General features: G+C 60.4%; 15 protein-coding genes. 10 read left to right on the top strand and 5 right to left on the bottom strand.

The window, feature by feature from the left end:
* Positions 1 to 85: 85 nt before the first annotated feature.
* Genes rsmA through J4E42_RS05795 form a run of 4 tightly spaced genes read right to left on the bottom strand, consistent with a single transcriptional unit; the run spans position 86 to position 5,982 of the window.
* Positions 86 to 904, bottom strand: coding sequence for a 16S rRNA (adenine(1518)-N(6)/adenine(1519)-N(6))-dimethyltransferase RsmA (rsmA, locus tag J4E42_RS05810; RefSeq protein WP_008027060.1), 819 nt, complete (start codon positions 902 to 904; stop codon positions 86 to 88).
* A complete protein-coding gene (pdxA, locus tag J4E42_RS05805; RefSeq protein WP_008035963.1) occupies positions 901 to 1,890 on the bottom strand; it encodes a 4-hydroxythreonine-4-phosphate dehydrogenase PdxA in 990 nt (329 codons plus the stop codon). Before pdxA ends, rsmA begins: the two co-directional genes overlap by 4 nt.
* Positions 1,887 to 3,203, bottom strand: a complete 1,317-nt coding sequence (gene surA / locus J4E42_RS05800) for a peptidylprolyl isomerase SurA (RefSeq protein WP_032832254.1) — start codon at positions 3,201 to 3,203, stop codon at positions 1,887 to 1,889. Before surA ends, pdxA begins: the two co-directional genes overlap by 4 nt.
* Complete coding sequence (locus J4E42_RS05795; protein ID WP_008035965.1) at positions 3,184 to 5,982, bottom strand: LPS-assembly protein LptD; 2,799 nt, start codon at positions 5,980 to 5,982, stop codon at positions 3,184 to 3,186. The genes surA and J4E42_RS05795 overlap by 20 nt, the downstream gene beginning before the upstream one ends.
* A 130-nt stretch (positions 5,983 to 6,112) precedes the next feature.
* On the opposite strand from J4E42_RS05795, the gene J4E42_RS05790 reads away from it, so the two are divergent.
* The 3 genes from J4E42_RS05790 to J4E42_RS05780 are packed head-to-tail and all read left to right on the top strand — an operon-like array spanning position 6,113 to position 8,569.
* Positions 6,113 to 7,132, top strand: a complete 1,020-nt coding sequence (locus tag J4E42_RS05790) for an aminoglycoside phosphotransferase family protein (RefSeq protein ID WP_008035966.1) — start codon at positions 6,113 to 6,115, stop codon at positions 7,130 to 7,132.
* The gene (murU, locus tag J4E42_RS05785) at positions 7,129 to 7,800 is read left to right on the top strand and encodes an N-acetylmuramate alpha-1-phosphate uridylyltransferase MurU (protein WP_207284805.1); all 672 of its coding nucleotides are present in this window, start codon (positions 7,129 to 7,131) and stop codon (positions 7,798 to 7,800) included. The genes J4E42_RS05790 and murU overlap by 4 nt, the downstream gene beginning before the upstream one ends.
* 1 nt (position 7,801) lies before the next feature.
* Entirely contained in the window at positions 7,802 to 8,569 is a 768-nt protein-coding gene (locus tag J4E42_RS05780; protein ID WP_008035968.1) for a TerB family tellurite resistance protein, read from the top strand.
* Between the two features lie 103 nt (positions 8,570 to 8,672).
* Here the strand turns inward: J4E42_RS05780 and J4E42_RS05775 are convergent, their stop codons facing one another.
* A complete protein-coding gene (locus tag J4E42_RS05775) occupies positions 8,673 to 9,665 on the bottom strand; it encodes an alpha/beta hydrolase family protein (protein WP_192229284.1) in 993 nt (330 codons plus the stop codon).
* 73 nt (positions 9,666 to 9,738) lie between these two features.
* Between J4E42_RS05775 and J4E42_RS05770 the strand changes: the two genes are divergently transcribed.
* From J4E42_RS05770 to J4E42_RS05740, 7 genes are all read left to right on the top strand, one after another.
* Complete coding sequence (locus tag J4E42_RS05770; protein ID WP_207284804.1) at positions 9,739 to 12,135, top strand: PAS domain S-box protein; 2,397 nt, start codon at positions 9,739 to 9,741, stop codon at positions 12,133 to 12,135.
* Positions 12,136 to 12,262: 127 nt separating this feature from the next.
* Positions 12,263 to 12,892, top strand: coding sequence for a response regulator transcription factor (locus J4E42_RS05765; protein WP_003210977.1), 630 nt, complete (start codon positions 12,263 to 12,265; stop codon positions 12,890 to 12,892).
* A gap of 364 nt (positions 12,893 to 13,256) precedes the next feature.
* On the top strand, positions 13,257 to 14,381 hold the full coding sequence (locus J4E42_RS05760) for an ABC transporter ATP-binding protein (protein WP_008027079.1): 1,125 nt from the start codon (positions 13,257 to 13,259) through the stop codon (positions 14,379 to 14,381).
* A 44-nt stretch (positions 14,382 to 14,425) separates the two neighbouring features.
* Positions 14,426 to 15,469 (top strand): ABC transporter substrate-binding protein, encoded by a 1,044-nt coding sequence (locus tag J4E42_RS05755; RefSeq protein WP_008035977.1) that lies wholly within the window; start codon positions 14,426 to 14,428, stop codon positions 15,467 to 15,469.
* Positions 15,470 to 15,676: 207 nt separating this feature from the next.
* Positions 15,677 to 16,924 carry an ABC transporter permease gene (locus tag J4E42_RS05750; protein ID WP_008027082.1) on the top strand — a complete coding sequence of 416 codons (1,248 nt, stop codon included), beginning with the start codon at positions 15,677 to 15,679 and terminating at the stop codon, positions 16,922 to 16,924.
* A 13-nt stretch (positions 16,925 to 16,937) separates the two neighbouring features.
* Positions 16,938 to 17,762 (top strand): ABC transporter permease, encoded by an 825-nt coding sequence (locus J4E42_RS05745; RefSeq protein ID WP_192416834.1) that lies wholly within the window; start codon positions 16,938 to 16,940, stop codon positions 17,760 to 17,762.
* A gap of 217 nt (positions 17,763 to 17,979) precedes the next feature.
* A complete protein-coding gene (locus J4E42_RS05740) occupies positions 17,980 to 19,128 on the top strand; it encodes an iron-containing alcohol dehydrogenase (protein ID WP_008035978.1) in 1,149 nt (382 codons plus the stop codon).
* Positions 19,129 to 19,145 lie beyond the last annotated feature (17 nt).

The following is a 19,145-nucleotide window of genomic DNA, read 5'->3' as shown; positions in this document are numbered from 1 at the left end:
GCTGATGGAACTCAGTCTAGGCCAAGTATCGGGTAGTAAACCAGACATGATGGCTGGTGTCCTACCCGATAACGCTTGTTGCCTGTCAGTCGGCGGCGGGTTTCTGTAGGACTTGTTCGCTGAGTTTGTCGGCCAAGCGTACGAAGGCGGCCAGATCGAGCTGCTCCGGGCGCAGGCTGCCGTCGACACCGGCGGCGGTGATTTCGTCGTTGCTCAGCAGCAACTTGAGGGTGTTGCGCAGGGTCTTGCGGCGCTGGTTGAAGGCTTCGCGCACGACGCGCTCCAGCAAGCGGTGATCCTTGGCCGGGTGCGGCAGTACGGCGTGAGGCACCAGGCGCACGATGGCAGAATCGACTTTCGGCGGTGGGTTGAATGCGCCGGGGCCAACGTTGAACAGGTGCTCTACACGACAATGGTACTGAACCATGATCGACAGACGACCCCAGTCACCGCCGCCAGGGCCTGCCGCCAGACGCTCGACCACTTCTTTCTGCAGCATGAAGTGCATGTCGCGAATGATGCCCGCGTTGTGCAGCAGGTGGAAAATCAGCGGCGTGGAGATGTTGTACGGCAGGTTGCCCACCACGCGCAGGCTGTTCGGCGCGGCGTTCAGGCTGTTGAAGTCGAACTTCAGCGCATCGCCCTGGTGCAGGTTGAAATTGCTCTTGCCGGCGAACTGCTGGTTGAGGATCGGGATCAGGTCTTTATCCAGCTCTACTACGTCCAGCTGGGCACCGCTGTTCAGCAGGCCCTGAGTCAGCGCACCCTGGCCCGGACCGATTTCCAGCAGGCGGTCTTCGGGCTTGGCATGGATGGAGCGCAGGATGCGGTCGATAACGCCGGCATCGTGCAGGAAGTTCTGGCCAAAGCGTTTGCGCGCCTTGTGTTGGTAATGCTCGGTCATAAACGGGTCTCGGCCATCTGGTAGGCGGTTTCCAGGGCGACTTGCAGGCTGCCGGTGTCGATTTTGCCGCTGCCGGCCAGGTCCAGGGCAGTGCCGTGGTCGACCGACGTGCGGATGATCGGCAAGCCGAGGGTCACGTTGACTGCTGCGCCGAAGCCTTTGTATTTCAGCACAGGCAAGCCCTGGTCGTGGTACATCGCCAGCACCGCGTCGCAGTGCTCCAGATATTTGGGGGTAAACAGAGTGTCGGCGGGCAGGGGGCCGCGAAGGTCCATGCCTTCGCCACGCAGGCGCTCTAATGTAGGTTCGATGATGTCGATTTCTTCATGGCCCAGGTGTCCGCCTTCGCCGGCATGGGGGTTGAGCCCGCACACCAGGATACGCGGCTGGGCGATGCCGAATTTTTGTTGCAGGTCGGCATGCAGAATCCGCGTGACCCGCTCCAGACGCTCCGGTGTGATTGCATCGGCAATCTCGCGAAGGGGCAGGTGAGTGGTGACCAGCGCCACGCGCAATCCGCGGGTCGCAAGCATCATCACCACTTGCGCGGTCTGCGTCAGGTCGGCGAGAAATTCTGTATGCCCGGAAAAGGCGATACCCGATTCGTTGATCACGCCCTTGTGCACAGGGGCGGTGATCATGCCGGCGAAATGCCCGTCCAGGCAGCCTTGACCAGCGCGGGTCAGGGTTTCCAGAACGAAAGCGGCATTGGCTTTGTCCAGTTGACCGGCAGTCACCGGCGCATTGAGCGGTGTATCCCAGACATACAGGCTGTTGGCTGGCGCGGGGACATCCGGCCAGCTGTCCGGGGTCACCGGCAGCAAATCAACGACCACGCCCAGCTGCGCGGCCCGCTCAAGGAGCAGGTCGCGGCTGGTAATGGCAATCAGGGGATGTGGCTGGGCTTGCGAGGCAACCAGCAGGCACAGGTCAGGACCTATGCCGGCCGGTTCGCCGGGTGTCAGCGCGAAACGTTGGGGTTTCACTGCGCTGCCTGGTCTGCACCAGGGAGTTTGATCTCTACGTACGCTTCGTCACGGATCTGACGCAGCCAGGTTTGCAGCTCTTCGTCGTATTTGCGGTTACGCAGTACGGTCATTGCTTGCTGCTCACGGGCCTGGGTGGTGCTGTCCGTGGCGCGGCGGCCAAGGACTTCCAGGACGTGCCAGCCATATTGGGTCTGGAACGGCTTGGACAGCTGACCTTGCGGGGTCTTGGCCATCACTTCGCGGAACTCGGGCACCAATGCATTCGGGTCGATCCAGTTCAGGTCGCCGCCGTTGAGGGCGGAACCCGGGTCTTCCGAGAAGCTTTTCGCCAGTTCGCCGAAATCTTCGCCCGCTTCGATACGGGTGTAGAGCGATTGGGCCAGGGCCTTGGTTTTTGCTTCGTCGCGGATCGGGCTAGGTTTGACCAGGATATGACGCACGTGTACTTCGTCACGGGTCTGGGTCTCGCCGCCACGCTTGTCGAGGATCTTCAGGATGATGAAGCCACCCGGCGTGCGCATCGGTTGGGTGACATCGCCGACCGACATGGTGCTCAGCATGCGATCGAACGGAGGTGGCAATTGAGCGGCTTTACGCCAGCCCATGTCGCCGCCTTCCAGTGCGGTTTCGCTGGCGGATTTGGCGATTGCCAACTGAGCGAAGTCAGCGCCTTGCTTGAGCTGCTGGTAAACCGCGTCGGCCTGTTTGGCAGCACTCTGAATCGCATCGGAGTTAGCACTTTCCGGTGTAGGAATCAGGATGTTGGCCAGGCGGAACTCTTCGGACAGCTGCATTTTGCCAAGGTCGGAAGCGAGGAAGTTCTTCACTTCCTGCTCGGACACTTGAATGCGCTCAGCCACACGGCGTTGACGCACGCGGCTGATGATCATTTCACGACGAATCTGCTCGCGAGCGTCTTCATAAGACAGGCCATCACGAGTCAGGGCCGCGCGGAATTGATCGATCGACATGTTATTGCGCTGGGCAATGGTGCCGACCGCCTGATTCAGCTCTTCATCGGTGATGCGAATGCCGGAGCGTTCGCCGATCTGCAGTTGCAGGTTTTCGACGATCAGGCGCTCAAGCACCTGCTGATCCAGCACGCTGGCCGGCGGCGCAGCAGAACCGCGTTTGGCGATGGTTTGCTGAACTTCATGAACACGTTGGTCCAGCTGGCTCTGCATGACCACATCGTTGTCGACAATGGCCACCACTTTATCGATGGACTGTACCGCGGCATTCGCCGCAGTACCCAGGAACAGCGCGCCCAGCATCAGCGGGCGCAGACAATCAGAAAGCTTGGTCTTCACGTTCACGATAACCTTGGATGCCTTTGTCGAGGAAGCTCTCTACTTTTTGGCCAACAACGCCGCCGAGACCTTTCAGAACGATTTGGAGGAAGATGCCATGGTCGCCTTTTTCGTTTTGCGGAGCTTCCTGACTGAATTCGTCATAGGAAACCCAGTAACGGTTGATCAGGCGCAGTTTCCAGCAGCAGTTGTCGTACTCGAAACCACCGAAGGCTTCCAGGGTACGGTTCTGGTTGTAGTCATACTGCCAGCGGCTGATGGCGTTCCATTGCGGCACGATCGGCCAGATCACCGAGAAGTCGTGCTGCTGGATCTTGTAGTAGTCCTTCACGTAACCCGGGGTGCCTGGCGTGCCGTAGTCACCACCACCCACCGACCATTGACCGGTGTTCTGGTCGTAACGGACCTGGTCATTGCGATAGCGATAGCCGGCGTTGATGACCTTGTTCGGGTTGTCTTCAGGCTGGTAGTGGAACATCGCACTGCCCGAGCGAGGGCTGTGGCTGTCCGGATCCCAGTTGTAATCGGCAGTCGTGCGCCAATCGCGGTTCCAGCGGTATTCGTATTCCAGCGCATACGGAGAAACGTTGGCCTGCGCATCTTCGCGGGTTTTTGCGTCGATACCCGGCAACTGGACTTCGCGATCCTTGAAGTACAAGGCCTGGCCGACGCTGATGCGTTGACGTTCAAAGCCGTTTTCTTCGATCCAGCGGCTGGTCACGCCCAGCGACAGTTTGTTCTCGTCGCCGACGCGGTCGGAGCCCGAGAAGCGGTTGTCGCGGAACAGCGACGCATAGTTGAAGGTGTACTCGCCGGTGTCGAAAACCGGAATGTCCTTCTGGTCTTCTTCAGGGACATACAGGTAGAACAGGCGCGGTTCCAGGGTCTGGCGATAGTTCTTGCCGAACCAGGTGGTGTTGCGATCGAAATACAGGCCGCTGTCGACGCTGGCGATCGGGACGCCGCGGTTTTGCGAGCTGCTGAAGGACTCGCCAAGCGCCGAAGCGTTATTGCGGTTCGTCAGGAGATCGTTTTTACCGGTGCCATCGAGATCCAGGTCGTACTGGGTGTATTGATATTTGAGCGATGGCTTGACGAAGCCATACGTCCAGTCCAGCGGCAGGCTCACGCCTGGCTTGAGGTTCAGACGATTACCGTTGGCACGAGCTAGGCCCGCTACGTTGGTGTCCAGACGAGGCGACAGGTTGCCGTCTTCATCGGAGAACGAGCCCGTTTGCAGGTCTCGCTCGAATCGCACGATTTCTGTTTCGTAGTCGAAATTCAAACCGTTCGGGTGCGTTGGCAACTGACCGTTGAAGGTGAGCTGTGGCAGGCGGTCGTACGGTGTGATGTTCGATACGGTCGCCAGCTGATAGGCCTGGGCATTGAGGCGTGCAACGTAGCTGTCGCCACGATAGCTGACAGAGCCCTGCTGGTTCACGTAATCGGACGACTTCACGCCAAGCTGGTCGGTCTGCAGATCCTGGAAGTAATACGGATCGCTGATCTTGGTGTAGTCGACCTGCGTGAATACCCGCGAGTCGAGACCGCCCTTGTGCTGCCAGTTGTACATGTAGCGGGTTTTTTCGTAATCCGTTTGAAGCTTGCGATCGTCGTCCTCGTCGTTGAGGTACGCGGCGCCGAACTGACCTTCGGTGGACTTGGTCAGGTAACGGAACTCGCCTTCCATCAACAGGCCGCGCTTGCTCATGTAGCGCGGGTACAACGTGGCATCGTAGTTCGGCGCCAGGTTGAAGTAGTACGGGGTGACCAACAGGAAGCCAGTGTCGCTGCCGCTGCCAAGGGTTGGCGGCAGGAAGCCGGACTGACGACGGTCGTCGATCGGGAAGTAGATGTACGGCGTGTACAGAACCGGAATGTCCTTGACCCGCAGCGTCACGTTGGTCGCGGTACCGAAACCGGTCGCCGGGTTCAAGGTGATGTTGTTGCCCTTGAGCTGCCAGGCGTTGCTGTTCGGTTCGCACGTGGTGTACGTACCATCCTTGAGGCGGATGATCGCGTTTTCGGCACGCTTGGCGTACAGCGCGTTACCGCGGATACGGGATTTGTGCATCACGTATTCGGCGTTGTCGACCTTGGCTTCGCCGGTGTCGAGCTGCACTTCGGCGTGGTCGCCGACGATCAGCGCGCCGTTGTCGCGAATGCGCACGTTGCCGTCCAGCTCGCCACGGCTCTCGGCCTGGTAGAGGTTCGCTTCGTCGGCTTCGGCCTGCATGCTGCCCTGACGCAGGACCACGTCACCGGCCAGGGTAGCGATCTGTTCATCCTGCTTGTAGCGAGAAGCCTTGGCACCGACAAACGTCGGGGCGTCACTTTTATTCGTCTTGTCATTCATGCCAGGACGAATTGGTTCGATATAGGAACCAGAGCAGTAAGGACCGGTTTCGGCCAATTGCGCTGCAGTGAGATTCTCGCGCGGAACCCAGTCGAGGTGACTGTAGTCTGCGCTACGGGACTTGAGGGCGCGGCCTTTGGATTCGGTGACCAGCACAGGCTTGGTGCCGGTGTCTTCACTGGCGCCGCTCTCGGTAGGTGCTTCACCGGTTGCGGAGACTGCGCTGCCCTCATGGATGGGACGCGGTGGCAATGCAGCCGCCGACGTCTTGGGCGCACAGTTCCAGGCACCCGAAGCAGAGACTGAGCAGTCATACTGTTCCGCGGCGACCACGAACGAAGTGGCTAGAGGTTGCAGGGCCAGCAGACTGCCAGTGACCAACAACGGAAATTTTTTACGAAACGCGGGGGATTTCAATGCCATCTTATTAGTCCGGGCTTCCTGCGTGCCATCTGCCCGCGGTGTGGGCCGCACGCCTCTCGATGGTCTGAAAAAGATGCTGGATAATAAAGCATGACCCGCTTGACGGCTAGCGCCGTCGGAGACCCTTGCAATGCCTGACCAAGATGTACGTTTGCAACACCTGAAAGTTTGGCTCGATGAGCAGTTGGCGACCCTCTTTGCAGAGCAGAGTTGGGGCGCCGTACCCCCGGCCACGTTGACCGCGGCCAGCAGTGATGCGAGTTTTCGGCGCTATTTCCGTTGGGAAGGCGGCGGCAAAAGTTTCGTCGTAATGGACGCGCCGCCGCCCCAGGAAAACTGCAAACCCTTCGTGGATATCGCTTTTTTGCTGGCGAAATCCGGAATAAATGTGCCGAAAATTTATGCCGAAGACCTCGAGCGCGGTTTTCTTTTGCTCAATGACCTGGGCAACAAGACCTATCTGGACGTTATCGACAGCGAAAATGCCGACGATTTGTTCAAGGATGCCTTGCAGGCTCTGTTGGCTTTTCAGCAGTTGCCGATGGTTGCTCCGCTGCCGAGTTATGACGTGGCGCTGTTGCGTCGCGAGCTGGAATTGTTCCCCGAGTGGTTTGTGAAGCGTGAGTTGGGCATCGAGTTCGACCCTGCGCAGCAAATGCTCTGGCAGAACGTGTCGCAGCTGCTGATCGACAGCGCCCTGGCGCAACCGAAAGTCCTGGTGCATCGCGACTACATGCCGCGCAACCTGATGCTCAGCGAGCCGAATCCCGGCGTGCTGGATTTCCAGGATGCGGTTTATGGCCCGGTGACCTATGACGTGACCTGCCTGTTCAAGGACGCGTTCCTGAGCTGGCCCGAGGAGCGAGTGCACGGTTGGCTGCAAGATTACTGGCAGCAGGCAGGCGCCCTCGGCATTCCCGTCCAGCCAGACTTCGAAGACTTCTTGCGCGCCAGCGACCTGATGGGCGTGCAGCGTCACCTGAAAGTCATTGGTATCTTCGCCCGCATCTGCCACCGCGATGGCAAGCCGCGTTACCTCGCCGACGTGCCGCGCTTCTTTGCTTATATAGAAGCAGTGATCGCCCGCCGTCCTGAACTGGCGGAACTGGATGTGTTGCTGCTGAGTCTGCGTGCTGGAGTGAATGCATGAAGGCAATGATTCTGGCTGCGGGAAAAGGCGAGCGCATGCGCCCGCTGACCCTGACCACGCCAAAACCGCTGGTCCGCGCTGGCGGGGTGCCGCTGATCGAGTATCACCTGCGCGCGCTGGCCGCTGCCGGGTTTACCGAAATCGTGATCAACCATGCCTGGCTGGGACAGCAGATCGAAGACTATCTGGGTGATGGTTCGCGTTATGGCGTGAGTATCCAGTACTCGCCCGAAGGTGAACCGCTGGAGACCGGTGGCGGGATTTTTCGTGCATTGCCATTGTTGGGTGATGAGGCGTTTGTGGTGGTCAACGGTGATATCTGGACCGACTATGACTTCAGCGTCTTGCATCAACCCATCAGCGGCCTGGCGCATCTGGTGTTGGCGGATAACCCGAGCCACCACCCGGCAGGCGATTTCACGCTGGTCGACGGGCAAGTGCGCGACGGCCAGGCAGATTCGCCGACCCTGACTTACAGCGGCATTGCAGTGTTGCATCCGCAGCTGTTCGACGGGCACACCGCCGGGGCGTTCAAGCTTGCACCGCTGCTGCGCACGGCCATGGCCGATGGGCAAGTCTCGGGTGAGCGGCTGAGCGGACGGTGGGTGGATGTCGGAACTCACGAGCGTCTGGCGGAAGTTGAAACTCTGATTGAAGCGAGTCGCTGAGATGCTGTGGCCAGGGACTCTGATTGGAGCCGGAGCGGGCTTTGCCATTGCCAGCATTCCGGGGGCCTTGCTCGGCGCTTTATTGGGGCAGGCGCTGGATCGGCACCTGCAATTGCATTCGTGGGGACATTTGCGTGAAAAGCTCGGTGGCAGGCCGGTGCTGCGCAACGATGAGCTGCTGTTCGTATTGCTGGGACGGCTGGCCAAATGCGATGGGCGAGTGGTAGACGGACATATCCAGCAGGCGCGCCTGGAAATGCAGGCACTGGACATGTCCGAGTCGGCCAAGCGTCGGGCAATTGCCGCGTTCAACCGCGGCAAGTCGGGCCGTGACCGGTTGCGCGGTTATCTGCGACGCTTGAGTGAGCAACCCCATGCGGCGGAAGGCGTATTGCGCGCCTGTTGGCGAATGGTCTGGGCCGATGGTCGTGCCGGGCATGCCGAGCGCGAACTGATTCGCCAATGGGGTAAATGGCTGGGCTGGACGTCGTATCAGGTGCAGGCGCTGGCGTCTGACTATGAGCCGCACAAGCAATCGTCGGCCGGCACCGCCATCACTTATCAGGAAGCGTTGTCGCTGTTGGGTGTGTCCGCCACCACCGAACCGGCGCAGATCAAGCGCGCCTATCGGCGCCTGCTGAGTCGTCATCATCCGGACAAAATTGCCGGCAGCGGTGCGACGGCGTTGCAGGTGCGCGAGGCAACGGACAAGACGCGCGAATTGCATAACGCCTATACGTTGATTCGTCAGCGGCGGGATTTCAAGTGATGCGTCGTCAGTGATGACGCCTTCGCGGGCAAGCCTCGCTCCTACAGGTACGATGAAGTCCTGTAGGAGCGAGGCTTGCCCGCGAAGGGCGCGCCTCGGTCTATCAGTCCGCCGCAGCCTGAGGATTCAACCAGCCCCGCACCCGGCGAACCAACTGCTCTTGCTCTGCTTTCGAGTCACCCGGCAACGCCTTGAGCGATACCTGACTGAACGCCGAACCCTTCAAGCGTTTGCTGGCCTGCAAGCGTTCCAGAGCCGCATTGCGGTCCAGCGGCTTGTCCTTATAGAAGATGTCGGCGGTGGGCAGTTTTAGTGTCGGCGTCAGTTCAGCCAGGCCAGGTTTCGCTGCCACGGGCGTCTGCGCGGCGACCATCGCGAACTTCTCGACTTGCGAGGGCTGCCTCTCGCTCAGATAACGCGCGGCCCAGTAAGCGCCGGTGCCATGACCCAGCACCACGATGCTGCGAGCGCTCTGCTGTTCGGCGTAGGCAACAGCCGCATCGATGCGTGCAAAAATTCGTTCGGCGTCGGCTTTGACCTGTTCATCGCTGGTTTCAGCAATGGCCTTGTCGGCCACCTCCGCTTCACCGCCCGCCGCCTGCTCGATGGGCGCCGCCGTGGTCGAGTCCTTGCTGCCGGCATCAGGTGCTTTGGGCGATGGCGTTACTTCAACAATACGTGGCGCAATGGCATCGCTTTGCACGTCTGGCAAGGTGATACTCAGGCTGCTCCACTCGGCGTCCGGCAATTGGCGCCGCAACGGGCCGATTGCCTGCGGCCAGTCAACGGTTTCGCCCGCGCCCGGGATGATAATCACCGCACCCTTGGGGTCAGCGGTATTGGCCGGTTTCCACAAGGCCAGAAACGTGTCGCTGCCGGCTTGGAGTTGTTGCTGTTCCTGAGCGGGGATTTTTCGCTCAAGTGCTGCCGCTTCTTCCTGACTACGCTCAAGCAGCGGCTGACGTTCAACCGGTTTTTCTTCTGCGGGTTTTTCCGCGGCGGCCGGTGCCGGGTCTGCGGCCTCGACGGAAAAGGCGCAAGGCAGGATCAGCGACAGGCACAATGCTGGCAGTGCCAGGCGGTAGACAGGGGGCATCGGATATTCCAGGCCAGAAGTGGTTCCGGCAGCCTAATGGGTTGGTCAGTATTTGTCAGTGTGTGAGATTTCAATGATGCGTTTTTGCTGTCTGTGGGTTATCGGCTGTTTGTGGTTTCCCTTGATGGGCTGGGCGGCGCCTGCGCCACCGGAGCACATCGCGCAGTTGTCTGCGAGCCAACAGCAATGGCTCGCGCAACATAATGAATTACGCGTCGGACTGGTGTTGCAAGTGCCCTATGCGCAATACGATCGCCGTTTGCAGCGGTTGTCCGGGGTTAACGTCGAGCTGATGAAATGGCTGGCAAAAGCGCTCAAGGTCGAGCTGAGCTGGCGTAACTATCCCGACCTTGCGCAACTGGAAGCCGCCGCACGCGAAGGTGAAATCGACATCGCCCCAGGGTTGGCGCAAACCCCCGGCGGCCTGCGCCTGTGGCAGTTTTCCGATCCATACATGCGGGTGCCGCAACTGGTGGTCAGCGACCAGAAGGGCGCCGGCGTGGTCGAGCTGGAAAAACTCGACAGCCAGACCCGCGTCGCCGTACGCATGCCCAGCGCCACCGCCGATTACCTGCGCAGCAATTACCCGCACCTGAATCTCCAGGGCGTGCCGATCGAGCGTCAGGCACTGCAACTGTTGTTGAGTCAGCAGGCCAGTTATGCCGTGGTCGACGAAGCGCAATTCGGGCGTTTGTCTGTCGAACCGGAGTTTGCCGGCTTGGTGGTGGTCGGTGATATTGGCCTGCCGCAACTGCTGCGCGTGGCTACACGGCGGGACTGGCCGGAACTCGCCGGCATCATCGAAAGCGCGCTGCGGGCGATCCCCGCCAAGGACCTGGAACAACTGCACAACCAATGGCTGCAAGCCAAATACCCGCGACTGACCGAGTCGCCGGGTTTCTGGCAGAACCTCTGCCTGCTGTTGGCGGTGTTGATGCTGAGCTGCATGGCGATCGTGGTCTGGCAGCGTCGGCAGCAACACAGTCTTGAGCAGCGGTTGCTGGTAGCACGGGAAGACATTGCCTTGCGTGCCGCCAGCGAAGAAGCGCTGCGCCTCACCCAGTTTTCTATCGACCAGAGCACCGTCGGCATTCTCTGGGTCAACTGGGACAGCCATGTGCGCTACGCCAACCGCGCCGCGGAAACCATGCTCGGCTATCCGTCGGGTGGCATCATCGATCGGCCGTTGATCGACTTTGAACCGGGTCTGCACATGGACCGCTGGCTGAACCTGTGGAAACGCGCCCGTGCCAGTGAAGAAGGGCCACTCAGCTTTGAAACCAATTGCCTGCGAGCCGATGGCAGCATTCTGCCGACGGATGTGTCGTTGAGCTTCCTGCGTTTTCGCGATGGTGAATATCTGGTGGTCTACCTCAACGACGTTACCGAGCGTCGTCGTGCGCTGGCCGCGTTGCAGGAAAGCGAGGCGCGTCTGCAAGGGATCGCTGCCAACGTACCGGGATTGGTCTTTCGCCTGGAGCGGGCTCCGGTGACAGGGCAGATCGACTTTGCCTACATCAGCGAGGGCAGCGAGAGCCTGGTCGGTTACTCGCCGGCGACCCTGGCCCACCGCGACAAAGGCCTGCGCAGCCTGGTGCATCCGGACGACAAGGCCAGTTACCACCAGACGCAGGATCATGCGCTGGACACTGACAGTGACTGGTCGTGGCAAGGGCGGATTCTCACGCGCCAGGGCGATCAGCGTTGGGCCGAGATCAAGGCCATCACGCGTCGCCTCGATGACGGCACCTATGTCTGGGACGGCATCGTCTGGGACATCAGCGAGAGCAAGCGCATCGAGCTGGAACTGGCCAGCTCCCGTGAGCAATTGCGTGAATTGTCCGCACACCTGGAGAGCGTGCGAGAAGAGGAAAAGGCGCGCATCGCCAGGGAAGTTCACGACGAGTTGGGTCAGATGTTGACCGTGCTGAAACTGGAAACGTCCATGTGCGAACTGGCCTACGCCCAGCTCGACCCAGGTCTGAATGAACGTTTGAACAGCATGAAGCGCTTGATCGCTCAGCTGTTCCAACTGGTGCGCGATGTGGCCACGGCGTTGCGGCCGCCAATTCTCGATGCCGGTATTGCTTCGGCCATCGAATGGCAGGCCCGGCGTTTCGAGGCGCGCACGCAGATTCCGTGTCTGGTGCAAGTGCCGGAGAACTTGCCGGTGCTCAGCGATGCCAAGGCGATCGGCTTGTTCCGGATCCTTCAGGAAGCACTGACCAATGTCATGCGGCATGCCCAGGCGCATACTGTTGAACTGACATTGACGCTTGAGGGCGACGAGTTGTGCCTGACTGTCAGCGATGATGGCGTAGGATTTGTCGCCGCTACTGGCCGGCCAACATCCTTCGGGGTTGTGGGCATGCGCGAGCGGGTGTTGATCATGGGCGGGGAGCTGTCGCTTGAAAGTGAGCCGGGGGAGGGCACGACGTTGAGTGTGCGCGTACCTTTGGATGAGGCCTGAAGAATTTGTGTTGATGGTACTTACGCCTTCGCGAGCAAGCCCGCTCCCACACGGATTGTGTGAACGCCACAGATCCAAATGTGGGAGCGAGCCTGCTCGCGATAGATCTTGAATCTGGAGAAAGACCGTGATCCGTGTACTGGTAGCCGAAGACCACACCATCGTTCGCGAAGGCATTAAACAACTGATCGGCCTGGCCAAGGACTTGCTGGTGGTGGGCGAGGCGAGCAATGGCGAGCAGTTGCTCGAAACCTTGCGTCATGTGCCTTGCGAAGTGGTGTTGCTGGACATCTCGATGCCGGGCGTCAATGGCCTGGAAGCGATTCCGCGGATTCGCGCACTGAACAATCCACCGGCGATCCTGGTGTTGTCGATGCACGACGAAGCGCAAATGGCCGCCCGGGCGTTGAAGGTCGGCGCGGCGGGTTATGCAACCAAGGACAGCGACCCGGCGCTGCTGCTGACGGCGATCCGCAAGGTCGCGGCGGGCGGTCGATACATCGACCCGGACCTGGCCGACCGCATGGTTTTCGAAGTCGGCCTGACCGATTCGCGGCCGCTGCATTCGTTGCTCTCGGAGCGCGAATTCTCGGTGTTCGAACGCCTGGCCCAGGGCGCCAACGTCAACGACATCGCCCAGCAACTGGCCCTGAGCAGCAAAACCATCAGCACCCACAAGGCGCGGCTGATGCAGAAACTCAACATCACATCCCTGGCTGAACTGGTGAAGTACGCCATGGAACACAAACTGCTCTAGCGCCAAACCACTGGTTCACTGCAATCCCCTGTGGGAGCGAGCCTGCTCGCGATAGCAGTGGATCAGCCAAGGACATGTCGACTGACGCTCCGCTATCGCGAGCAGGCTCGCTCCCACAGGGTTAGTGGTCGCATATCCATTTGCGACATGCCTTTAAAACCGCTATCGCCGCTCCGTAAGGCTCGCAGCTCACCACCTGCCCCCATCCCGAAACGACATACCCATTCCCGCCATCCTTGTAGGGCAATCCCTACCCCCAACCTTCCATCCGGCTGAGGCGATTCTCTCCTGCGCCCCGATTTGCGTGCTCCCCAGCGTCCACTAGGCTTAGTCCACAGCAGTCATCAATAACAAAGGTGTGGGTATGAGCCAGGTCGATTCAAGCGCAGGGGCCAATGACATTCTGGTCAGCTTTCGTGGAGTGCAAAAGAGCTACGACGGCGAGAACCTGATCGTCAAAGACCTCAACCTGGACATTCGCAAAGGCGAGTTCCTCACGTTGCTCGGGCCATCCGGTTCCGGCAAAACCACCAGCCTGATGATGCTCGCCGGTTTCGAAACCCCGACCGCCGGTGAAATCCTCCTGGCCGGGCGCGCCATCAACAACGTGCCGCCGCACAAGCGCGACATCGGCATGGTGTTCCAGAACTATGCATTGTTCCCGCACATGACCGTCGCCGAGAACCTCGCGTTCCCGCTGACCGTGCGCGGCTTGAACAAGAGCGATGTCAGCGACCGGGTCAAACGTGTCCTGAGCATGGTTCAGCTCGAGACCTTCGCCCAGCGTTATCCGGCGCAACTGTCCGGTGGTCAGCAACAGCGTGTGGCCCTGGCCCGTGCATTGGTGTTCGAACCGCAACTGGTGCTGATGGACGAACCCCTCGGCGCACTCGACAAACAACTGCGCGAACACATGCAGATGGAGATCAAGCATCTGCACCAGCGCCTCGGCGTGACCGTGGTCTACGTGACCCACGACCAGGGCGAAGCCCTGACCATGTCCGACCGCGTGGCGGTGTTCCATCAGGGCGAAATCCAGCAGATCGCCCCTCCACGCAGCCTCTACGAAGAACCGAAAAACACCTTCGTCGCCAACTTCATCGGCGAGAACAACCGTCTCAACGGCCGCCTGCACAGCCAGACCGGCGATCGTTGCATCGTCGAACTCGGTCGCGGTGAAAAGGTTGAAGCGCTGGCGGTCAATGTCGGCAAGACCGGCGAACCCGTCACGCTGTCAATTCGTCCGGAACGCGTGAGCCTCAATGGTTCGAGCGAGTCCTGTGTCAACCGCTTCTCAGGGAGGGTGGCGGAATTCATCTATCTGGGCGACCACGTCCGGGTTCGCCTGGAAGTCTGCGGCAAGACCGACTTCTTCGTGAAACAACCGATTGCCGAGCTCGATCCCGGGCTTGCTGTCGGCGACGTGGTACCGCTTGGCTGGGAGGTCGAACACGTTCGCGCGCTCGACCCACTTCTAGAGGCGAACTGATCGCCCCCTGCTTCAACCAACCCTGCACGTGGAGAGAACAATAAATGTTGAGATCCCTGAAATTCACCGCCCTGGTCATGGGCATGATCGGTGCGGCACACGCGATGGCGGCGGGCCCGGACCTGACCGTGGTGTCCTTTGGCGGGGCGAACAAGGCCGCGCAGGTCAAAGCCTTCTACGCACCGTGGGAAGCGGCGGGTAACGGCAAGATCGTGGCGGGCGAGTACAACGGCGAGATGGCCAAGGTCAAAGCCATGGTCGACACCAAGAGCGTGTCCTGGGATCTGGTGGAAGTTGAGTCGCCAGAACTGTCCCGCGGTTGCGACGAAGACATGTTCGAGCAACTCGACCCGGCGCTGTTCGGCAAGACCGAAGACTACGTCAAAGGCGCTATCCAGCCTTGCGGCGTCGGTTTCTTCGTGTGGTCGACCGTGTTGGCCTACAACGCTGACAAGCTGGCCTCCGCACCCACCAGCTGGGTGGATTTCTGGGACACCAAGAAATTCCCGGGTAAGCGCGGCCTGCGTAAAGGCGCCAAGTACACCCTGGAATTCGCACTGATGGCCGACGGCGTTGCGCCGAAAGACGTCTACAAAGTGCTGGCCGGCAAAGACGGTCAGGACCGCGCGTTCAAGAAGCTTGATGAGCTGAAACCAAACATCCAGTGGTGGGAAGCCGGCGCACAACCGCCGCAGTACCTCGCTTCCGGTGACGTGGTCATGAGCTCGGCCTACAACGGCCGGATCGCTGCCGTGCAGAAAGAAAGCAACCTGAAAGTCGTGTGGAACGGCGGTATCTACGACTTCGACGCATGGGCCATTCCAAAAGGCCTGGACAAGGCACGTGCTGAAGCGGCGAAGAAATTCATCGCGTACTCGGTGGCGCCGCAGCAGCAGAAGACCTACTCGGAAAACATCGCCTACGGCCCGGCCAACACCCAAGCCGTACCGCTGTTGTCCAAGGATGTCCTGAAAGACATGCCGACCACCCCGGAAAACATCGCCAACCAAGTGCAGATCGACGTCAGCTTCTGGGCTGACAACGGCGAGCAACTGGAGCAGCGCTTCAATTCCTGGGCTGCGAAATAAGACCACCCCGTGGGCTTATCGACTCCCGTAGGAGCGAGGCTCGCCCGCGAAGACGTCAGCACATTCAACATCAATGTTGACTGACACGCTGCCTTCGCGAGCAAGCTTCGCTCCTACGGGGGGTGATGTGTAGTTATCAAGAACAGAGGCGGCCTCGCGGTCAATGGATGCCGCCTCTGTAACGATCAAAGATTTCCGGAGTACGCCATGGCCACCGCCATTCCCCTGAACGCGGGCACTGACCCCACCTTGAAGCAGCGGCTCAAGCACGCCGAGCGGATCAACCGCTGGAAGGCCCAGGCCTTGATCGCGCCATTGGTGCTGTTTCTGTTGCTGGTGTTCCTGGTGCCCATCGTGGCGCTGCTCTACAAAAGCGTTGGTAACCCGGAAGTGGTCGGCGGCATGCCGCGCACCGTGGCGGCCATCGCCAGCTGGGACGGCCGTGGGCTGCCCGCTGAACCGGTTTACAAAGCGGCCAGCGAAGACCTCGCTGAAGCGCGCAAGAATCAGACCCTGGGCGACCTGTCCAAGCGCTTGAACATGGAATTGGCCGGCTATCGCAGCCTGCTGACCAAAACCGCCCGCGCCTTGCCGTTCGCTACCGAACCGGCCTCTTATAAAGACGCGCTGGAAGGGCTCGACGAGCGTTGGGGCGACCCGGCCTACTGGCAAGCGGTGCGCCGCAACACCAGCAACATCACGCCGTACTACTTGCTGGCAGCGGTCGATCACCGCATCGATGACCTTGGCGAAATCGCCCCGGCCACGCCCGATCAGGCGATTTACCTCGACATCTTCGCCCGCACCTTCTGGATGGGCCTGATCATCACCGCCATTTGCCTGGTACTCGCCTATCCGTTGGCTTACCTGCTGGCGAATCTGCCGTCGCGTCAAAGCAACCTGCTGATGATCCTGGTGCTGCTGCCGTTCTGGACCTCGATTCTGGTGCGCGTCGCCGCGTGGATCGTATTGCTGCAATCGGGCGGACTGATCAACAGCGGCCTGATGGCCATGGGCATCATCGATAAGCCGCTGGAACTGGTGTTCAACCGCACCGGGGTCTACATCTCGATGGTGCACATCCTGCTGCCGTTCATGATCCTGCCGATCTACAGCGTGATGAAAGGTATCTCGCCGACCTACATGCGCGCCGCGATTTCCCTCGGCTGCCACCCGTTCGCCAGTTTCTGGCGGGTGTACTTCCCGCAGACCTATGCCGGTGTCGGCGCTGGTTGCCTGTTGGTGTTCATCCTCGCCATCGGCTACTACATCACCCCGGCCTTGCTGGGCAGCCCGAACGATCAGATGGTCAGTTACTTCGTCGCCTTCTACACCAACACCAGCATCAACTGGGGCATGGCGACCGCACTCGGTGGGCTGCTGCTGTTGGCGACCGTGGTGCTTTATCTGATTTACAGCTGGCTGGTGGGCGCCAGTCGCCTGCGCCTGAGCTAAGGGGAGAATCGAAATGCTGAGTCCTTACATGTCGCCCATCGAACGGGTGTGGTTCTACAGCTTGCGGATTCTCTGCGGCTTGATTTTGCTGTTCCTGATTCTGCCGGTGTTGGTGATCATCCCGTTGTCGTTCAACTCGGGCAGTTTCCTGGTGTATCCGCTGCAAGGTTTTTCGCTGCACTGGTATCAGGACTTCTTCGCCTCGGCGGAATGGATGCGTGCACTGAAGAACAGCATCATCGTCGCCCCGGCGGCGACCGTGCTGGCGATGGTGTTCGGTACGCTGGCGGCGATTGGCCTGACTCGGGGCGACTTCCCGGGCAAGGCGCTGGTGATGGCGTTGGTGATTTCGCCGATGGTGGTGCCGGTGGTGATCATCGGCGTCGCGAGTTACCTGTTCTTTGCACCGCTGGGCCTGGGCAACAGCTTCTTCTCGTTGATCGTGGTGCACGCGGTGTTGGGTGTGCCGTTTGTGATCATCACGGTGTCGGCAACGTTGCAGGGGTTTAACCACAACCTGGTGCGCGCCGCTGCCAGCCTCGGTGCTTCGCCGCTGACCGCGTTCCGCCGCGTGACCTTGCCGCTGATTGCGCCAGGTGTGATCTCCGGTGCACTGTTTGCCTTCGCGACCTCGTTCGATGAAGTGGTGGTGACGTTGTTCCTCGCCGGTCCCGAGCAAGCGACCTTGCCACGGCAGATGTTCAGCGGTATCCGCGAAAACCTCAGCCCGACGATTGCCGCCGCGGCAACGCTGCTGATCGCCTTCTCGGTGATCCTGCTGCTGACCCTGGAATGGCTGCGTGGCCGCAGCGAAAAACTGCGCACCGCCCAAGCCTGATCAGCTTTTGATTTTGTAGGAGCGAAGCTTGCTCGCGAAGAGGCCGGAACATTCAGCATCGATGTTGACTGACATGGCCCCTTCGCGAGCAAGCTTCGCTCCTACATTAGATTTGTGTTGTTCCCATGTTTGGTCATTCACGCGCTGAATAGCAGACAAACCCCAATCCCCAGCTACTATTGTGCCCAGCTCCCCTATCTATAAGAGGCTGCGCACGATGAGTCTTTCCTCTTTCAAAATCGCACACAAACTGATCACCGGCGCAGCTGCCATCGAGCAACTGTCCGCCGAGCTCACGCGCCTGGACATCGACAACCCGCTGATCGTCACCGACGCCGCGCTGGTCAAGTCCGGCACGGTGGAGCTGGCGCTCGCGCAGTTGGGGGACCGTAGCTACGAGATTTTCGACCGAGTACTGCCAGACCCGGAAATCGCCATCGTCGAAGACTGCATGCGCGTTTACCGCGAAGGCGGGCACGACGGGCTGATCGGCCTGGGCGGCGGCAGCGCGATCGACATCGCCAAAAGTGTTGCCGCGTATGCCGGTTATCACGGCGCGCTGGAGGATCTGTTCGGCATCGACCAGGTGCCGCGCAAGGGCCCGCCGCTGATCGCCATCCCGACCACCGCCGGCACCGGCTCGGAAGTGACCAACGTCGCGATCCTCTCCGACAAGGTCGCGCAACTGAAAAAGGGCATCATCAGCGACTATCTGTTGCCGGACGTGGCGCTGGTCAGCCCGCAAATGACCCTGACCTGCCCGCGCAGTGTCACCGCCGCCAGTGGCGTCGATGCGCTGGTGCACGCCATCGAATCCTATTTGTCCCTCAATGCTTCAGCGATTACCGACGCGCTGGCCATCGGCGCGATCAAGTTGATCACCCAGGCGCTACCCAAGGCCTACGCCAATCCCTCCAATCTGCAGGCGCGTGAAGACATGGCCACCGCCAGCCTGATGGCCGGCATGGCGTTCGGCAATGCCGGGGTCGGTGCGGTGCATGCGCTGGCGTATCCGCTGGGCGGACGTTTCAACATCGCCCACGGCGTCAGCAACGCCTTGTTGCTGCCGTACGTCATGACCTGGAACAAGATGGCCTGCGTCGAGCGCATGCAGGATATTGCCGAAGCCATGGGCGTGAAGACCGCTCATCTGAGCGCCAATGACGCCGCGGACAAAGCCGTCGAGGCGATGGCCGCGTTGTGCGCAGCGGTAGAAATCCCGTCGGGCCTGCGCAGTTTCGGTGTTCCAGAGGATGCGATTCCGGCCTTGGCCCTGGAAGCAGCGGGTATCGAGCGCTTGATGCGCAACAATCCACGCAAACTGAGTGCGATTGATATCGAGAAGATCTACCGCGCGGCCTACTGATCATCGTCCTTACGGTG

The sequence above is a fragment of the Pseudomonas sp. FW300-N2A2 genome (assembly GCF_017351735.1).
GTDB classification, from domain to species: Bacteria; Pseudomonadota; Gammaproteobacteria; order Pseudomonadales; family Pseudomonadaceae; genus Aquipseudomonas; species Aquipseudomonas migulae.
Note: the sequence above shows the minus strand (reverse complement) of the source record. Positions and strands in the feature narration are given on the sequence as shown.